Origin of the sequence: Bradyrhizobium ganzhouense, from assembly GCF_049949285.1 — a bacterium.
Classification (GTDB): Bacteria; Pseudomonadota; Alphaproteobacteria; order Rhizobiales; family Xanthobacteraceae; genus Bradyrhizobium; species Bradyrhizobium ganzhouense.
Genome location: NZ_CP181318.1, coordinates 86760 through 104668, shown reverse-complemented (window position 1 = coordinate 104668; position 17909 = coordinate 86760). Strand labels below are relative to the sequence as shown.

At 64.4% G+C, this 17909-nt stretch carries 14 protein-coding genes; 11 read left to right on the top strand and 3 right to left on the bottom strand.

The genetic code is table 11. The features are described 5' to 3' along the window. Nucleotides 1-113 precede the first annotated feature (113 nt). From sucC to ACLFLU_RS00420, 8 genes are all read left to right on the top strand, one after another. Nucleotides 114-1310 (top strand): ADP-forming succinate--CoA ligase subunit beta, encoded by a 1197-nt coding sequence (gene sucC / locus ACLFLU_RS00455; protein WP_426410429.1) that lies wholly within the window; start codon nt 114-116, stop codon nt 1308-1310. Nucleotides 1311-1314: 4 nt separating this feature from the next. Beyond that, the gene (locus ACLFLU_RS00450; protein WP_426410428.1) at nt 1315-1794 is read left to right on the top strand and encodes a DUF1579 family protein; all 480 of its coding nucleotides are present in this window, start codon (nt 1315-1317) and stop codon (nt 1792-1794) included. Nucleotides 1795-1829: 35 nt separating this feature from the next. Next, nucleotides 1830-2714 carry a succinate--CoA ligase subunit alpha gene (sucD, locus tag ACLFLU_RS00445; RefSeq protein WP_426410427.1) on the top strand — a complete coding sequence of 295 codons (885 nt, stop codon included), beginning with the start codon at nt 1830-1832 and terminating at the stop codon, nt 2712-2714. A gap of 136 nt (nt 2715-2850) precedes the next feature. Continuing rightward, a complete protein-coding gene (locus ACLFLU_RS00440; RefSeq protein ID WP_426410426.1) occupies nt 2851-5808 on the top strand; it encodes a 2-oxoglutarate dehydrogenase E1 component in 2958 nt (985 codons plus the stop codon). Nucleotides 5809-5989: 181 nt separating this feature from the next. Continuing rightward, nucleotides 5990-7231 carry a 2-oxoglutarate dehydrogenase complex dihydrolipoyllysine-residue succinyltransferase gene (gene odhB, locus ACLFLU_RS00435; protein ID WP_426410425.1) on the top strand — a complete coding sequence of 414 codons (1242 nt, stop codon included), beginning with the start codon at nt 5990-5992 and terminating at the stop codon, nt 7229-7231. 67 nt (nt 7232-7298) lie between these two features. Then, the gene (locus ACLFLU_RS00430) at nt 7299-8048 is read left to right on the top strand and encodes an SDR family oxidoreductase (protein ID WP_426410424.1); all 750 of its coding nucleotides are present in this window, start codon (nt 7299-7301) and stop codon (nt 8046-8048) included. Between the two features lie 57 nt (nt 8049-8105). Continuing rightward, the gene (gene lpdA, locus ACLFLU_RS00425) at nt 8106-9506 is read left to right on the top strand and encodes a dihydrolipoyl dehydrogenase (protein ID WP_426410423.1); all 1401 of its coding nucleotides are present in this window, start codon (nt 8106-8108) and stop codon (nt 9504-9506) included. A gap of 34 nt (nt 9507-9540) precedes the next feature. Next, nucleotides 9541-10071 carry a hypothetical protein gene (locus ACLFLU_RS00420; protein ID WP_426410422.1) on the top strand — a complete coding sequence of 177 codons (531 nt, stop codon included), beginning with the start codon at nt 9541-9543 and terminating at the stop codon, nt 10069-10071. A gap of 185 nt (nt 10072-10256) precedes the next feature. Here ACLFLU_RS00420 and ACLFLU_RS00415 read toward each other — a convergent pair whose 3' ends face one another. Together ACLFLU_RS00415 and ACLFLU_RS00410 are read right to left on the bottom strand one after the other, a co-directional pair. Next, nucleotides 10257-10850: a DUF4337 domain-containing protein gene (locus ACLFLU_RS00415; protein ID WP_426410421.1), complete on the bottom strand. Its 594-nt coding sequence runs from the start codon at nt 10848-10850 to the stop codon at nt 10257-10259. 102 nt (nt 10851-10952) lie between these two features. Continuing rightward, nucleotides 10953-11918: a tyrosine recombinase XerC gene (locus tag ACLFLU_RS00410; RefSeq protein ID WP_426410420.1), complete on the bottom strand. Its 966-nt coding sequence runs from the start codon at nt 11916-11918 to the stop codon at nt 10953-10955. Nucleotides 11919-12041: 123 nt separating this feature from the next. Here ACLFLU_RS00410 and ACLFLU_RS00405 point away from each other — a divergent pair, with 123 nt between their 5' ends. Beyond that, a complete protein-coding gene (locus ACLFLU_RS00405) occupies nt 12042-14255 on the top strand; it encodes a primosomal protein N' (RefSeq protein ID WP_426410419.1) in 2214 nt (737 codons plus the stop codon). A 314-nt stretch (nt 14256-14569) separates the two neighbouring features. Here the strand turns inward: ACLFLU_RS00405 and ACLFLU_RS00400 are convergent, their stop codons facing one another. Beyond that, nucleotides 14570-15055 carry a septal ring lytic transglycosylase RlpA family protein gene (locus ACLFLU_RS00400; protein ID WP_426410418.1) on the bottom strand — a complete coding sequence of 162 codons (486 nt, stop codon included), beginning with the start codon at nt 15053-15055 and terminating at the stop codon, nt 14570-14572. A 655-nt stretch (nt 15056-15710) separates the two neighbouring features. Between ACLFLU_RS00400 and ACLFLU_RS00395 the strand changes: the two genes are divergently transcribed. Further along, nucleotides 15711-16271, top strand: a complete 561-nt coding sequence (locus tag ACLFLU_RS00395; RefSeq protein ID WP_426410417.1) for a F0F1 ATP synthase subunit delta — start codon at nt 15711-15713, stop codon at nt 16269-16271. Next, a complete protein-coding gene (gene atpA, locus ACLFLU_RS00390; protein ID WP_426410416.1) occupies nt 16271-17800 on the top strand; it encodes a F0F1 ATP synthase subunit alpha in 1530 nt (509 codons plus the stop codon). Before ACLFLU_RS00395 ends, atpA begins: the two co-directional genes overlap by 1 nt. The last annotated feature ends 109 nt before the right edge of the window (nt 17801-17909 follow it).

Here is a 17909-nt window from a genome sequence, read left to right as displayed (position 1 = left end):
CGATTTCGATGTCAAAGAATCCGGGTTGCAGTTCCTGTGGTATATGGTATGCCAGCCACAAGACTGAGGTGGGCCCCTAGGGGTCTCCGCCCGCGGGTTCAGGGAGCGACCATATGAATATCCATGAATATCAGGCCAAAGCGCTGCTGAACGAGTTCGGCGTGGCGATCTCGAAGGGCGTTCCGGTCCTGAAGGCCGCTGACGCGGAAGCTGCCGCCAAGGCCCTCCCGGGCCCGGTCTGGGTGGTGAAGAGCCAGATCCATGCCGGCGGCCGCGGCAAGGGCAAGTTCAAGGAAGCCTCCGCTGGCGACAAGGGCGGCGTCCGCATCGCCAAGTCGGCCGCTGAGGTCACCGAATTCGCCAAGCAGATGCTCGGCGCCACGCTGGTGACGATCCAGACCGGCCCCGCCGGCAAGCAGGTCAACCGCCTCTACATCGAGGACGGCTCAGACATCGACAAGGAATTCTATCTCTCGATCCTGGTCGACCGCGAGACCTCGCGCGTCTCGTTCGTCGTCTCCACCGAAGGCGGCGTCAACATCGAGGACGTCGCGCACAACAGCCCTGAGAAGATCGTGACCTTCTCGGTCGATCCCGCGACCGGCATCATGGGCCATCACGGCCGCACCGTCGCGAACGCTCTGAAACTGTCCGGCGATCTCGCCAAGCAGGCCGAGAAGCTCACCGCGCAGCTCTATGCGGCCTTCGTTGCCAAGGACATGTCGATGCTGGAGATCAACCCGCTGGTCGTGACCAAGCAGGGCCAGCTCCGCGTGCTCGACGCCAAGGTGTCGTTCGACGACAATTCGCTGTTCCGTCATCCCGACGTGCTCGCGCTGCGCGACGAGACCGAGGAAGACGCCAAGGAAATCGAGGCGTCGAAATACGACCTCAACTACGTCACCCTCGACGGCAATATCGGCTGCATGGTCAATGGCGCCGGTCTCGCCATGGCGACGATGGACATCATCAAGCTCTACGGCATGGCGCCGGCGAACTTCCTCGACGTCGGCGGCAGCGCCAGCAAGGAGAAGGTCACGGCCGCGTTCAAGATCATCACCGCCGACCCGAACGTGAAGGGCATTCTTGTCAACATCTTCGGTGGTATCATGAAGTGCGACGTCATCGCCGAAGGCGTCACGGCGGCGGTGCGCGAAGCGGGTCTCAACGTGCCGCTGGTGGTCCGCCTCGAAGGCACCAATGTCGAGCTCGGCAAGAAGATCATCCGTGAATCCGGCCTGAACGTGGTGCCCGCCGACAATCTCGACGACGCCGCGCAGAAGATCGTGAAGGCCGTCAAGGGAGGCTAAGGCCATGACCCAAGACCATCTCGCCGCATCATCTCCACTCGCAGAGCATGCGCGTCTCGCCGTGTTCGCCGGCGAATGGAATGGCGAAGAGGTGGTCTTCCCGTCGCGCTGGACGGAGGGCGGGTCGGCCACCTCGCACGTCGTCGCGCGCATGGACCTGAACGGATTCTACCTGATCCAGGACAGTGTCCAGATGCGCGACGGCAAGGAGATCTTCGCCACCCACGGCATCTTCACCTACGACCGCGACGACCGGACCTACAAATTGTTCTGGTACGATTCGCTCGGCTACACGCCGCCCTCGCCCGCCTCCGGCGGCTGGGTCGGCAAGACCCTGACGCTGGTGCGCGGCTCGCTCCGCGGCAATGCGCGCCACGTCTACGAGATCATCGACGACAATTCCTACGCGTTGAAGATCCAGTTCTCGCCGGACGCGGAAGGCTGGGCTGACGTTCTCACCGGCGTCTACCGCCGCATCCACTGACCTCTCACTCTGTTAGTTTCGCGAAAGCAGTCCTCATGTCCATCCTGATCGACAAGAACACCAAGGTCATCTGCCAGGGCTTCACCGGCAAGAACGGCACCTTCCATTCCGAAGCCGCGATTGCCTATGGCACCAAGATGGTCGGCGGCACCTCGCCCGGCAAAGGCGGCGCGACGCATCTGGGCCTGCCGGTGTTCGACACCGTCCGCGAGGCCCGCGAGAAGACCGGCGCCGATGCGTCGGTGATCTACGTGCCGCCGCCGGGTGCTGCGGACGCGATCTGCGAAGCCATCGACGCCGAGATCCCGCTGATCGTCTGCATCACCGAGGGCATTCCGGTCCTCGACATGGTGCGCGTGAAGCGCTCGCTCGCCGGCTCCAAGTCGCGCCTGATCGGGCCGAACTGCCCGGGCGTCATGACCGCCGGCGAATGCAAGATCGGCATCATGCCGGCCAACATCTTCAAGACCGGCAGCGTCGGTATCGTTTCCCGCTCCGGCACGCTGACCTATGAAGCCGTGTTCCAGACCTCGCAGGAAGGCCTCGGCCAGACCACCGCGGTCGGCATCGGTGGCGACCCGGTCAAGGGCACCGAGTTCATCGACGTCCTTGAGATGCTCCTGGCCGACCCCAAGACCGAATCGATCATCATGATCGGCGAGATCGGCGGTTCCGCCGAGGAAGACGCTGCCCAGTTCCTCAAGGACGAGGCCAAGCGCGGCCGCAAGAAGCCGATGGTCGGTTTCATTGCCGGCGTGACCGCACCTCCCGGCCGCCGCATGGGCCATGCCGGCGCGATCATTTCGGGCGGCAAGGGCGATGCCGGTTCCAAGACCGACGCGATGAAATCCGCTGGGATTACAGTGTCGCCGTCTCCGGCCCGCCTCGGCCATACGCTTGCCGAAATATTGAAGGGCTAATTCACTCCTTCGTACTTTTCCGGGCGAAGTTTCGCAGCAAATAGGGTAAATGGTGCCTGTCGCGTCGAGCCTCTGCCGGGAGCTCGACGCCAGCGCCGTTTGTTATGCGCGAACCGAAATCGCCAGGAACTCAAGTATGTCTCGCCAGGACGCGAACGCAGCCTTTGCCCTCTCATCCTTTTTGCAGGGCACCAACGCCACCTACATCGACGAAATCTACGCCCGCTACGAGAAGGACCCGTCCTCGGTCGACGCCGAGTGGCGGGAGTTCTTCAAGAGCCTCAACGACCAGCCTGCTGACGTCCGCAAGAACGCCGAAGGCCCGTCCTGGGAGCGCGACAACTGGCCGTTGACGCCGAAGGACGACCTGACCTCCGCGCTCGACGGCAACTGGGCCGAAGTCGAGAAGGCGGTCGGTGCCAAGATCGCCGCCAAGGCGCAGACCAAGGGCGCGGAAGTCTCTTCCGCTGATGTGCTCCAGGCCACGCGCGACTCGGTCCGCGCGCTGATGCTGATCCGCTCCTACCGCATGCGTGGTCACTTCCACGCCAAGCTCGATCCGCTCGGCATCGAAGCCCCGCGCAACCGCGAAGAGCTCGACCCCCGCACCTACGGCTTCAGCGAAGCCGATTTCGACCGCAAGATCTTCCTCGATCACGTGCTCGGCCTCGAATACGCGAACTTGCGCGAAATCACCGCGATCTGCGAGCGCACTTACTGCCAGACGCTCGGCGTCGAGTTCATGCACATCAGCAATGCTGCGCAGAAGGCCTGGATCCAGGAGCGCATCGAGGGGCCGGACAAGGAGATCTCGTTCACCCGCGAAGGTCGCCGCGCCATCCTGATGAAGCTGGTCGAAGCCGAAGGCTTCGAGAAGTTCTGCGACACCAAGTTCACCGGCACCAAGCGCTTTGGTCTCGACGGCGGCGAATCGCTGATCCCTGCGCTCGAGCAGATCATCAAGCGCGGCGGCAATCTCGGCGTGAAGGAAGTCGTGGTCGGCATGCCGCATCGCGGCCGCCTCAACGTGCTGACGCAGGTGATGGGCAAGGCCCATCGCGCGCTGTTCCACGAGTTCAAGGGCGGCTCGGCGAATCCCGACGCCGTCGAAGGCTCGGGCGACGTCAAATATCACCTCGGCGCGTCCTCGGACCGCGAGTTCGACGGCAACCGCATCCATCTGTCGCTGACCGCAAACCCTTCGCATCTCGAGATCGTCGATCCCGTCGTGCTCGGCAAGGTCCGCGCCAAGCAGGACCAGCATGGCGATCCGCCGGACCAGCGTATCTCGGTGATGCCGCTGCTGATGCATGGCGACGCGGCGTTCGCCGGTCAGGGCGTGGTCGCGGAATGCTTTAGTCTGTCGGACCTGAAGGGCTACCGCACCGGCGGCTCCGTGCACTTCATCGTCAACAACCAGATCGGCTTCACCACCTATCCGCGTTACTCGCGCTCCTCGCCCTATCCGTCGGATGTGGCGAAGATGATCGACGCGCCGATCTTCCACGTGAATGGCGACGATCCGGAAGCCGTGGTGTTCGCGGCCAAGGTCGCGACGGAATTCCGGCAGAAATTCCACAAGCCCGTCGTCATCGACATGTTCTGCTACCGCAGGCATGGCCATAACGAGGGCGACGAGCCGGCGTTCACCCAGCCGGTGATGTACAAGAGGATCGCGGCGCATCCGTCGACGCTCGAGCTGTACGCCCGCCGCCTGATCAGCGAAGGCGTGATGACCGAGGGCGAGGTCGACAAGGCCAAGGCCGACTGGCGCGCGAGGCTCGATGCCGAGTTCGAGGCCGGCACCTCCTACAAGCCGAACAAGGCCGACTGGCTCGACGGCAAGTGGTCCGGCTTCAAGATCGCCGACCAGGAAGAGGATGCACGGCGCGGCGTCACCGGCGTCGACATCAACGAGCTGAAGGACATCGGCCGCAAGATCACCAAGGTGCCGGACGGTTTCCGCGTCCACCGCACCATCCAGCGTTTCCTCGAGAACCGCTCGAAGGCGATCGACACCGGCGCCGGCATCGACTGGGCGACCGGCGAGGCGCTGGCGTTCTGCACGCTGCTCAACGAGAACCACCACGTCCGCCTGTCCGGCCAGGACTCGGAGCGCGGCACCTTCTCGCAGCGCCACTCGGTCCTGATCGACCAGGAGGACGAGAGCCGCTACACGCCGTTCAACCATCTCGGTCACGAGCAGGGCCATTACGAGGTCATCAACTCGCTGCTGTCGGAAGAGGCGGTGCTCGGCTTCGAATACGGCTATTCGCTCGCCGAGCCGAACACGCTGACGCTGTGGGAAGCCCAGTTCGGCGACTTCGCCAACGGTGCGCAGGTCGTGTTCGACCAGTTCATCTCCTCGGGCGAACGCAAATGGCTGCGCATGTCCGGCCTCGTCTGCCTGTTGCCGCACGGCTATGAGGGCCAGGGACCGGAGCATTCCTCGGCGCGTCTGGAGCGTTACCTGCAGATGTGCGCGGAAGATAACATGCAGGTGGTCTATCCGACCACGCCGGCGAACTACTTCCACGTGCTGCGCCGCCAGCTTCATCGCGAGATCCGCAAGCCGCTGATCGTGATGACGCCGAAGTCGCTGCTGCGTCACAAGCGCGCGGTGTCGCGTCTGGAGGAGCTCGCGAAGGGAACGACGTTCCACCGCATCCTCTATGATGACGCCCAGATGCTGCCGAACGAGGCCATCAAGCTCGTTCCGGACGACAAGATCCGCCGCATCGTGCTGTGCTCAGGCAAGGTCTATTACGATCTCTACGAGGAGCGCGAGAAGCGCGGCATCGACGACATCTACCTGATGCGCGTCGAGCAGCTCTATCCGGTGCCGCTGAAGGCGCTGGTGGCCGAGCTGTCGCGCTTCAAGAAGGCCGAAGTGATCTGGTGCCAGGAAGAGCCGCGCAACATGGGTGCGTGGCACTTCATCGAGCCCTATCTGGAATGGGTGCTGAACCAGGTGAACGGTGCGAGCCGGCGTCCGCGTTATGTCGGCCGCGCCGCTTCCGCCGCGACCGCCACTGGTCTGATGTCCAAGCATCAGGCGCAGCTGAAGGCGTTCCTGGACGAAGCATTGAGCTAAGCAACTTTGGACTGAGTCATGCCCCGCGAAAGCGGGGCATCCAGTACTCCGCGGCGTTCGTTCTGATCACGAAGGTCACGGCGTACTGGATCGCCCGCCCCCGTGCCCAACTGCGCATCAGGCGGGCGATGACACCTGTAAAATTCACGACCGCATTGGCGATCTCCTTAAGGAAAAGACCATGACTGAAATTCGTGTGCCGACGCTCGGCGAATCCGTCACCGAGGCCACCATCGGCCGCTGGTTCAAGAAGGCGGGCGATGCCGTCGCCGTCGACGAGCCCTTGGTGGAGCTCGAGACCGACAAGGTCACCATCGAAGTCCCGGCGCCCTCCGCCGGCACGCTGAGCGAGATCATCGCCGCCGATGGCACGACCGTCGCGGTCGGCGCGCTGCTCGGCCAGATCACCGACGGTGCCGGTGCTGCGAAGCCCGCCGCCGCGCCTGCCAAGCCCGCTGCCGCTCCAACGCCCGCCGCCGCGGCTCCGGCTGCTGCTCCCGCCGCGAAAGCGCCGCCGGCCGATGCGCCGCTCGCTCCCTCCGTGCGCAAGCTCTCGGCCGAGACCGGCGTTGACGCCTCGACCGTTCCGGGCTCCGGCAAGGACGGCCGCGTCACCAAGGGCGACATGCTTGCCGCGATCGAGCGCGCGGCCTCCGCGCCGACCCCGATCAGCCAGCCCGCTGCCGCCGTTCAGGTGCGCGCGCCGTCGCCGGCCGATGATGCCGCGCGCGAAGAGCGCGTGAAGATGACCCGGCTGCGCCAGACCATCGCGCGCCGCCTCAAGGACGTGCAGAACACCGCGGCGATGCTGACGACCTTCAACGAGGTCGACATGACCAACGTCATGGCGCTACGCGCGCACTACAAGGATGCGTTCGAGAAGAAGCACGGCGTCAAGCTCGGCTTCATGGGCTTCTTCACCAAGGCCGTCGTGCAGGCGCTGAAGGACATCCCGGCCGTCAACGCCGAGATCGACGGCACCGATTTGATCTACAAGAACTACTACCACATCGGCGTCGCCGTCGGCACCGACAAGGGCCTGGTCGTGCCCGTCGTGCGCGACTGCGACCAGAAGTCGATCGCCGACATCGAGAAGAGCATCGCCGATTTCGGCCGCCGCGCCCGTGACGGCCAGCTCAAGATCGACGAGATGCAGGGCGGCACCTTCACCATCACCAATGGCGGCATCTACGGCTCGCTGATGTCGACCCCGATCCTGAACGCGCCGCAGTCCGGCATCCTCGGCATGCACAAGATCCAGGAGCGTCCGATGGTCGTCGGCGGCAAGATCGAGGCCCGCCCGATGATGTATCTGGCGCTGTCCTACGATCACCGCGTGATCGACGGCAAGGAAGCCGTCACCTTCCTGGTTCGCGTCAAGGAGAGCCTGGAAGATCCGGCGCGCCTGGTGCTGGACCTCTGATCCCTGATGCTCTGCAAGCGCCGTCGCCCTTTTACGCGACGGCGTGTGTCGAACCTTGGAGGCGCGCTTGACCGATAAAGTCGTTGTCATCACCGGCGGCAGCCGCGGCATCGGGCGGGCAACCGCGCTTGCGGCGGCCGCGCGCGGCTACCGCGTCGTGGTCGGCTATGCCAGCAACAAAAAGGCTGCCGACGAGGTGGTCGCCGAGATCGAGGCCGGCAACGGCAAGGCGATTGCTGTGAAATGCGATGTCGCCGAGGAAAGCGATATCGTCGATCTGTTCAAGGCGGCGGACAGGTTCGGCACGCTTGCCGCACTCGTCAACAATGGCGGCATCGTCGGCCAGAGCGGCGTGCGCGTCGACGAGATGTCGGCCGAGCGCATCCAGCGCGTGATGGCGGTCAATGTCACAGGCTCGATCCTCTGCGCACGCGAAGCCGTGAAGCGGATGTCGACCAAGCATGGTGGCAAGGGCGGCGTCATCGTCAATCTGTCATCGGTTGCTGCCAAGCTCGGCGCGCCCAACACTTATGTCGATTACGCCGCGTCCAAGGGTGCGATCGATTCCTTCACCATCGGCCTCGGCTATGAAGTCGCGGCCGAAGGCATTCGCGTCGCTGGCATTCGCCCCGGCCTGATCGACACCGACATCCACGCCTCCGGCGGTGAGCCCGATCGGCACCATCGTCTGGCCCATATGGTGCCGATGAAGCGCGTCGGCACCGCGGATGAAATCGCCAATGCCATCGCCTGGCTGATGTCGGACGATGCCTCCTACGTCACCTCAGCCATTCTCGATGTGTCCGGCGGACGCTGACGCGCCGCGCGGACGCTGACACATCCTCACCACGCTAAACTCACGGGACTTTCTCTCATGGCTACCTACGATCTCGTCGTCATCGGCACTGGACCTGGCGGTTATGTCTGCGCGGTGCGCGCCAGCCAGCTCGGCATGAAAGTCGCCGTGGTCGAAAAGAACGCAACACTCGGCGGCACCTGCCTCAACGTCGGCTGCATGCCGTCGAAGGCGCTGCTGCACGCCTCCGAGATGTTCGAGGAAGCCGGGCATTCCTTCGCCAAGATGGGCATCAGCGTCTCCGCGCCGAAGCTCGAGCTGCCGGCGATGATGAACTTCAAGCAGCAGGGCATCGACGGCAACGTCAAGGGCGTCGAGTTCCTGATGAAGAAGAACAAGGTCGACGTGCTCAAGGGCACCGGCAAGATTCTTGGCACCGGCAAGGTTGAAGTCTCCGCCGACGGCAAGTCGCAGGTGATCGAGACCAAGAATATCGTCATCGCCACCGGCTCGGACATCGCGCGTCTCAAGGGCATCGAGATCGACGAGAAGCGCATCGTGTCGTCGACCGGCGCGCTGTCGCTGGACAAGGTCCCTGGCAAGCTTCTCATCGTCGGCGCCGGCGTGATCGGCCTCGAGCTCGGCTCGGTGTGGAAGCGGCTCGGTGCTGAAGTCGTCGTCGTCGAATTCCTCGACCGCATCCTGCCCGGCATGGACGGCGAAATTGCAAAACAATTCCAGCGTATCCTCGAGAAACAGGGCTTTGCGTTCAAGCTCGGCGCCAAGGTCACCGCGGTCGACACGTCAGGCAAGACGCTGAAGGCGACCATCGAGCCGGCCGCCGGCGGCGCTGCCGAGACGTTAGAGGCTGACGTCGTGCTCGTCTGCATCGGCCGCGTGCCGTACACGGATGGTCTCGGTCTGAAGGAAGCCGGCGTTGCGCTCGATCCTCGCGGCCGCGTGCAGATCGATCCGCATTTCGCCACCAGCCTCAAGGGCGTCTATGCCATCGGCGACGTCGTCGCGGGCCCCATGCTCGCGCACAAGGCCGAGGATGAAGGCGTGGCGGTCGCCGAGATCATCGCAGGCCAGGCCGGCCACGTGAACTACGACGTTATCCCAGGCGTGGTGTATACCACCCCGGAAGTGTCCTCGGTCGGCAAGACCGAGGAAGAGCTGAAGCAGGCCGGCGTCGCCTATACCGTCGGGAAGTTTCCCTTTACCGCCAACGGCCGCTCCAAGGTCAACCAGACCACCGACGGCTTCGTGAAGATTCTCGCAGATGCGAAGACCGACCGCGTGCTCGGCGTGCACATCATCGGCATCGAGGCCGGCGAAATGATCCATGAAGCCTGCGTTCTCATGGAGTTCGGCGGCAGTGCGGAAGATCTCGCCCGCACCTGCCACGCGCATCCGACCCGCTCCGAGGCCGTCAAGGAAGCCGCGCTTGCAGTCGGCAAGCGGGCCATCCATATGTAGGTTCGCGCCCAGAGCCGAATCGGGCGGGAAACATATGCTGCGCCGCCTTCTTCAACCGGTCTGGGTCCTGCTGGCGATCATCTTTTTGATCGAAGCCTGGCTATGGGACCACCTCGAACCGATCGTCGCGCGGGTTGTCGCACTGATCCCGCTCGCCCGGTTCAAGGCATGGCTGTCGGAGCGCGTCGACGCACTCTCCCCGGCGATGACGTTGATCGTCTTCGCCGTTCCGATCATCCCGCTGTTTCCGCTCAAGCTGGTCGGCCTGTGGCTGCTCACGCATGAATACTGGACCAGCGCGGTCTTCACGATCCTGTTCGCAAAGATGCTCGGCGTCGGCGTGACCGCCTTCGTGTTCGACGTCACGCGCGACAAGCTTCTGGAGATGCACTGGTTCGAGCGGCTCTACGAGCTGGTGCTGAAAATGCGCGCCAAGGCGACCGAGCTGGTCGAGCCGGTCAAGCGGCGCATCCGCGAGCTGATCACGGGCAACGGCGAAGGCTGGTCCTCGCGCACGTTCCGTCTGATCCAGCGCTTTCGCAAGAGCGTGCACGAGGCGCGCTGAGCGCTCCTTGGCCATTATCTTTCACCGTCACCCTGAGGTGGCCGCTTCTTCAGCGGCCCTCGAAGGGCGACGGCCCGGCTGCATCTCGGCCGTTCATCCTTCGAGGCTCCGAGCGCAGCGCTGATGCACCGCGCTCCTCGCACCTCAGGATGACGGAGTTAGCACCGACGTCGTTTGCAGTCCCTTCACCCGTGCAGATGCAACACATGCGGCGCCCATGCGCCGAGCACGGTCATGCCGAGTCCGGCGAGCGTCAAGAGACCCGCGACCCAGGCGAGCGGCAGCATGCCGGTGATGATGGTGGCCGATGCCAGCACGATGCCGATCTGGAACGCGGCCGACGCCAGCTCGAAGTGATGATATTTCGCGGTCGCCTCGTCGCGCGCGTGCTCGGCCTCCTTGGCCTTCTCGGAGAGCTGCTCGGTGCCTTCGCCGGTCTCGGGCTCGGAGCGGTAGCGCGCCGCGGTCTTCTGCCAGTCGTCGATCTGCTTCTGCACCGCGGCCTTCATGGCGTCGTCGGTGGCGGCGCCCAGCGTCAGCTTGCCCTGGTCCGCGGCGGTCTGCACGACCGTGCGGCGGATGCTCTTGGCCTGGAAGAACGCCCAGAGATTGGAGGCCTCGACATTCTTGCTGATCGACTCGGTCTGGGCACCCTTGCCGAGCGTTTCCGAGATCGCCAGGAACAGCGCCAGCACTGCGATCAGCAGGGCGATCTTCTTGTTCTCGCCGGATGCGTGCTCGGCATGCTCCGCATGCTCCATGCTTTCTTGTGCGCTCATGAATCCCCTCCTGTGTCGGTTCCCCACGATTGACCGAACCGCGCGGCCTGCGCAAGAGGCATGCGCGCGATGACAGCTTGATGTCAGGAAACGATGGGCTCTTCACCGGCGCGGATGCGCGCTCGCATAGACTTCCAGCAGTCGTTCAGAATCGATCCCGGTATAGATCTGCGTGGTCGACAGCGAGGAATGGCCGAGCAATTCCTGGATTGCGCGTAAGTCCCCGCCACGCGAGAGCAGATGCGTGGCGAAGGAGTGCCGCAGCGCGTGCGGCGTGGCGCTGTCGGGTAGCCCGAGCGCGCCGCGCAGCCGCTCCATCGCCAGCTGGATGATGCGCGGGCTCAGCGGACCGCCGCGCGCGCCGACGAAGATCGGCCCGTCCTGTGGCAGCGTATGCGGGCACATCGAGACATATTCATGCACCAGCGCGAGCACGTTTTGCAGCACCGGCACCATGCGCGTCTTGTTGCCTTTGCCGGTGACAACAAGCACGTCGCCTTCGCCTGCCCTCGGCACCTCGCGGCGCTTCAGGCTGAGCGCTTCGGAGATGCGCAGGCCCGATCCATAGAGCAGCGCCATCACGGCGGCGTCGCGCACCAAAATCCAGGTCTCGCGGTCCTCGCCGGCGCGCTCGTCGGCGTCGGCCAGGCGTTTTGCCGACGCCATCGGCAGCGGTTTCGGCAAGGTCTTGGCCACCTTCGGCGCGCGGATGGCGGAGAGTGCGCCGACCTTGCCCTTGCCTTCGCGCTCCAGGAAGCGGCCGAAAGAGCGCAGGCCCGCGAGCGCGCGCATCAGGGAACGGCCGGCAATATCGTCGGCGCGCCGCATCGCCATGAAGGCTCTGATGTCGGTGGCTTCCAGCGACGCAAAACGGGCCAGCGTCACGCGTTCGCCCCAGTGGCCGCACAGGAAATCCAGGCACTGCCGCAAGTCGCGGCCATAGGCCTCCAGCGTCTTCGGCGACAGCCGCCGCTCGGCGCCGAGATGCGCCAGCCAGCGCGTCATCTCCTGCGCGATCGACGGGTCGGCGCTGGCGAGCTCGATTTGTAGGGCGGCCGCTTTGCTCATGCGCTCTGGACGTAATGATTCCGCACAGTATATCGCATCACACCCGTTTACTGTTCGCTAAGGCGGCCTCGGGCGGCTAGCCTCGAGGCCCCAAGGTTCCGATTCTCCACCCAAAGACCATTGATGGATCATTCGTCGCGCAGCTCGACCGCCGCCCCCGCCAACGCGACCCGCATGGTCGACGTGCTGGTGCCGGTCGCGCTCGACCAGACCTATTCCTACAAGGTGCCCCGCGGCATGGAGCTGAAGGCCGGCGATCTCCTCAGTGTGCCGCTGGGGCCGCGCGAGGTACTCGCTGTGGTCTGGGCGGAAAACGCCAATCCCGATCCGCGCCTGCACAATCGCCTCAAGGAGGTCAGCGAGAAGCTCGATCTTCCGCCACTCAAGCCGGAGTTGCGTTCCGTCGTCGACTGGGTCGCCAATTACACGCTGAGCCCGCGCGGCATGGTGCTGCGCATGTGCCTGCGGATGGGCGAGAACCTCGGCCCCGAGCGCGTGCGCGCCGGCGTGCGCCTGGCCGGCGATCCCCCGCGGCGGCTGACGCCGGCACGTCAGCGTGTGATGGAGGTGCTGTCGGACCGGCTGCTGCACGCCAAGTCCGAGGCCGCCAAGGAAGCCGGCGTGTCGGCCGGCGTGATCGACGGCCTGGTCGACGAAGGCACGCTCACGGTCGAGCCGATGCCGCCGCCGCCTCCGCCGCCGGCGCCCGATCCGGATTTCGGCCGGCCGGATTTTTCGCCGCTGCAGCGTGCCGGCGTCGATGCGATGCGCGCGCTCGCGGCCAACGGCACCTTCCACGTCGCGCTGCTCGACGGCGTCACCGGCTCGGGCAAGACCGAGGTCTATTTCGAAGCCGTCGCGGAGGCGATCCGCCGCGGCAAGCAGACGCTGATCCTGATGCCGGAGATCGCGCTCACCGGCCAGTTTCTCGACCGCTTCGCGCAACGTTTTGGCGTGCGGCCGATCGAGTGGCACTCCGAGCTCACGCCGCGTACCCGAGCGCGCAATTGGGCCGCGATTTCGGAAGGCTCAGCGCCGGTCGTGGTCGGCGCGCGCTCGGCGCTGTTCCTGCCTTACGGCAATCTCGGCCTGATCGTGGTCGATGAAGAGCATGACCAGGCCTATAAGCAGGACGAGGGCGTGCATTATCACGCCCGCGACATGGCGGTGGTGCGCGCGCATATCGCAAAAATCCCGATCGTGCTGGCCTCCGCGACGCCGTCGGTCGAGTCCGAGGTCAATGCGCGCAAGAACCGCTATCAACGCATCGCGCTGCCGTCGCGCTTCGGCGGCCAGCACATGCCGCATATCGAGGCGATCGACATGCGCCGCGAGCCGCCCGCGCGCGGCCGGTTCATTTCGCCGCGGTTGGCCGGCCAGATCAGAATCGCGATCGAAAAGCGCGAGCAGGCGCTGCTGTTCCTCAATCGCCGCGGCTATGCGCCGCTGACGCTTTGTCGGGCCTGCGGCCATCGCTTCGCCTGCACCATCTGCGATGCCTGGCTGGTCGATCACCGGTTTCGCCAGCGGCTGGTCTGTCACCACTGCGGCTTCTCGATGCCGCGTCCGCAGACCTGCCCGCATTGCGCGGCGGAGGAATCGCTTGTCGCGGTGGGGCCCGGCGTCGAGCGCCTGCAGGAAGAGGCGGCCGCGCTGTTCCCGGATGCGCGCACCATGGTGCTGTCGAGCGACCTCATCACCTCGATCGAGACGATGCGCAGCGAGCTTGCCGAGATCGCCGAGGGCCGCGTCGACATCATCATCGGCACGCAGCTCGTCGCAAAGGGCCACAATTTCCCGCGGCTCAATCTGGTCGGCGTGGTCGATGCGGATCTCGGTCTTTCCAATGGCGATCCGCGCGCGGCGGAACGCACCTGGCAATTGCTCAACCAGGTGATCGGGCGTGCGGGGCGCGAGCAGGGCCGCGGCGTCGGCTATCTTCAGACCCATCAGCCGGATCATCCCGTAATGAAGGCGCTGATCGCCTGCGACCGCGAGGCCTTCTACGACAGCGAGATCGACTTGCGCGAGCGCACGCTCTATCCGCCGTTCGGCCGGCTCGCGAGCCTGATCATCTCGGCGGGCGATCGTCCGAGCGCAGAAGGCCTGGGCCGCCGTCTCGTTGCGCTCGCGCCGCGCGACGAGCGCGTGGTGGTGCTCGGCCCGGCGGAAGCCCCGCTCGCCGTGATCAAGGGCCGCTACCGTTTCCGCATCCTGGTGAAATCGGCGCGCGGTTTCGATCTGTCCGACTATTTGCGCAACTGGCTCGCGGTGTGTCCGAAGCCGAAGGGCAATCAGAAGCTCGAAGTGGATGTCGATCCGCAGAGTTTTTTGTAGCGAGCGGGCACACTGCGCTCCCTCCCCCCTTGCGGGGGAGGGCGGGGGAGAGGGGTAGCCCAGCAAGCGGTGTGAGTACGTGTCGCGAGATATTTGACGCGATGGAGGGAGTCCCCGTGTGAACCCCTCTCCCTAACCCTCCCCCGCAAGCGGGGAGGGAACGCAGCGGTGTGCTTCATTCACGTCATCGCACTGACCGCAGGAATCAAAAAGCCCGCTGTCCCCCAAGACAGCGGGCTTTGCTTTACCCACGCAGCATGCCGCTCACGTCCCTGCGGACAATGACATTGCTGCGCTTGAGGCGCTGAGCGCCGTTAGGACACCACTTCCGCGGTGACGCGGCCGACGCCGGCGCCGGTGAGGCCGATGGCGCGGGCAGCGCCCGTGGAGAGGTCAAGCACGCGGCCGCGCACGAACGGGCCACGGTCATTGATGGTGACGATGACGCTCGAGCCACCGTGGGTGACGCGCAGCTTGGTGCCGAACGGCAGCGAACGGTGCGCCGCGGTCATGGCATTCTGGTTGAAGCGCTGGCCCGACGCGGTGCGGCTGCCGGACTCGTTGCCGTAATAGGAGGCCATGCCCGAGAAGCTGCGGCCCGTGCCCGACGACGGCGTCATCGATGCATTGGCGTTGCGCCAATCGGAGCCGGAATCATTCTGGGCGGCGTGGTGGTGCCGGTGATGCCGGGATTTGGCGGAAGCTTCGGTGGCAGTTCCCCCAACGATGAGAGTTGCGGCGACGAAAGCGATCGCCGTACGAGGCCGGGTCACAGTGCCCAGCGTCTTCAAAGACAGCATTTAATGGTCCCTACTAGTATTGCCACATGTGTGGCAAATGGAGCCCCCATCAGTTTGTGAGCGGTTTGGCGTTTCGATTCCCAATGAGGCGTGAATTGGGCAGTAAATCCGTTCAATGTCGGGATGAAATATCTTGTGATCTGAATCGCTAATCAGGCGATATTCCGTAATCTTTCGCTTTAACGATTCGTTAACTGATCTATTACTTTGTAATACTGTAAAGATAAGTTGTTATTCTTCGCATTTAGAATTGGGAAAGTATTCGGCTCGCGAGGCTAGCGCGATCGCAGTCACGCCTCAGCGATCCGTGTTCATGGCCGCCATGCGCTGAGGGCAGGAACGAATGGGCCGGTTGCCGACGCAACGGTCGCGGCAATTCCGTGGCATGGCAGGTTCAGGAAGCTTCCTTGCAGGTCCGCGATCGATGATCGCCGCGTGCGACGAACTGGCGAGAAACAGCAGAGCCTTTAAGTTGCCGTCATGTTGCACGTGCGCGCCTGCTATGTTAGCAAAGCCGCGATTTTAACGGACCCGGCACGTCCCGTGTCGGCCGAGAATCAAAGTCCCGCTTGAATTCCAAGGGCTTGGATCGCTAGGCGCCGCTTTGTGGCGACGGTTTTTCCCTTGCGAATTTGACAGCTAAAAGAGCGCGTCTGTGGCTGCAGAAGATACGTCCGTTTCCGGTGTGTCGGGCCGTTATGCAACGGCCTTGTTTGAACTGGCCCGCGACCAGAAGGTGGTCGACGAGGTCAAAGCCGATCTCGAGAGGTTCGAGGGTCTGCTCAATGAAAGCGCTGATCTCAAGCGCCTCGTTCGCAGCCCGGTTTTCGCGGCTGACGCCCAGTCCAAGGCCCTCTCGGCCGTCCTGGACAAGGCGGGCATCGCCGGCATCTCCGCCAATTTCCTGAAAGTGCTGACCGCCAATCGCCGCCTGTTCGCGGTGACTGACGTCATCCGCGCCTACCGCGCTCTCGTCGCCAAGTTCAAGGGCGAGGCGACCGCGGATGTCACGGTCGCGGAAGCGCTCTCGGACAAGAATCTCGACGCCCTCAAGGTTGCCCTGAAGTCGGTGACCGGCAAGGACGTCGCGCTCAACGTGAAGATCGATCCCTCGATCATCGGTGGCCTCGTCGTGAAGCTTGGCAGCCGCATGATCGATAGTTCGCTTCGCACCAAACTCAATTCGATCAAGCACGCGATGAAAGAGGCAGGCTGATGGACATCCGCGCCGCGGAAATTTCCGCGATCCTCAAGGACCAGATCAAGAATTTCGGCCAGGAAGCTGAAGTCTCCGAAGTCGGACAGGTGCTGTCCGTCGGCGACGGCATCGCCCGCGTCTATGGTCTGGACAACGTCCAGGCCGGTGAAATGGTCGAGTTCGAGAACGGCACCCGCGGCATGGCGCTGAACCTCGAAACCGACAACGTCGGTGTCGTTATTTTCGGTGCCGACCGCGAGATCAAGGAAGGCCAGACCGTCAAGCGCACCCGCGCCATCGTGGACGCGCCGGTCGGCAAGGGCCTGCTCGGCCGCGTCGTCGACGCGCTCGGCAACCCGATCGACGGCAAGGGTCCGATCCAGGCCGACAAGCGCATGCGCGTCGACGTCAAGGCCCCCGGCATCATTCCGCGTAAGTCGGTGAGCGAGCCGATGGCGACCGGCCTCAAGGCGATCGACGCCCTGATCCCGATCGGCCGCGGCCAGCGCGAGCTGATCATCGGCGACCGTCAGACCGGCAAGACCGCGATCGCGCTCGACACCATCCTGAACCAGAAGCCGCTCAACGCGCAGCCCGACGAGAACATCAAGCTGTATTGCGTCTACGTCGCGGTCGGCCAGAAGCGTTCGACCGTCGCCCAGTTCGTGAAGGTGCTGGAAGAGCAGGGCGCGCTCGAATACTCGATCGTCGTCGCCGCCACCGCGTCGGATCCGGCGCCGATGCAGTACATTGCCCCCTTTACTGCCTGCACCATGGGCGAATTCTTCCGCGACAACGGCATGCACGCGGTCATCATCTATGACGACCTTTCCAAGCAGGCCGTCGCCTACCGCCAGATGTCGCTGCTGCTGCGCCGTCCGCCGGGCCGCGAAGCCTATCCGGGTGACGTGTTCTATCTGCACTCCCGCCTGCTCGAGCGCGCGGCGAAGCTCAGCAAGGACCATGGCTCGGGCTCGCTGACCGCTCTGCCTGTCATCGAAACCCAGGCCAACGACGTGTCGGCCTACATCCCGACCAACGTCATCTCGATCACCGACGGCCAGATCTTCCTGGAAACCGACCTGTTCTTCCAGGGCATCCGTCCCGCGGTGAACGTCGGTCTGTCGGTGTCGCGCGTGGGTTCGTCGGCGCAGACCAAGGCCACCAAGAAGGTCGCCGGCAAGATCAAGGGCGAGCTCGCGCAGTACCGCGAAATGGCGGCGTTCGCGCAGTTCGGCTCCGACCTCGATGCCTCGACCCAGCGCTTGCTGAACCGCGGCTCGCGCCTGACCGAGCTGCTGAAGCAGCCGCAGTTCTCGCCGCTGAAGATGGAAGAGCAGGTCTGCGTGATCTGGGCCGGCACCAACGGCTATCTCGATCCGCTCCCGGTCAACAAGGTGCGCGCGTTCGAAGACGGTCTGCTGTCGCTGCTGCGCGGCAAGAACGCCGACATTCTCAACTCGATCCGCGACACCCGCGACCTCACCGACGACACCGCTGCCAAGCTCAAGTCGGTGGTCGAAGGTTTCGCGAAGAGCTTCGCGTAAATAAAGAACCGTCATGGCCGGGCCTGTCCCGGCCATCCACGTGCTACCGCGTGGAGACGAAGGCGTGGATGCCCGGGACAAGCCCGGGCATGACGAAAGAGATAGGCTA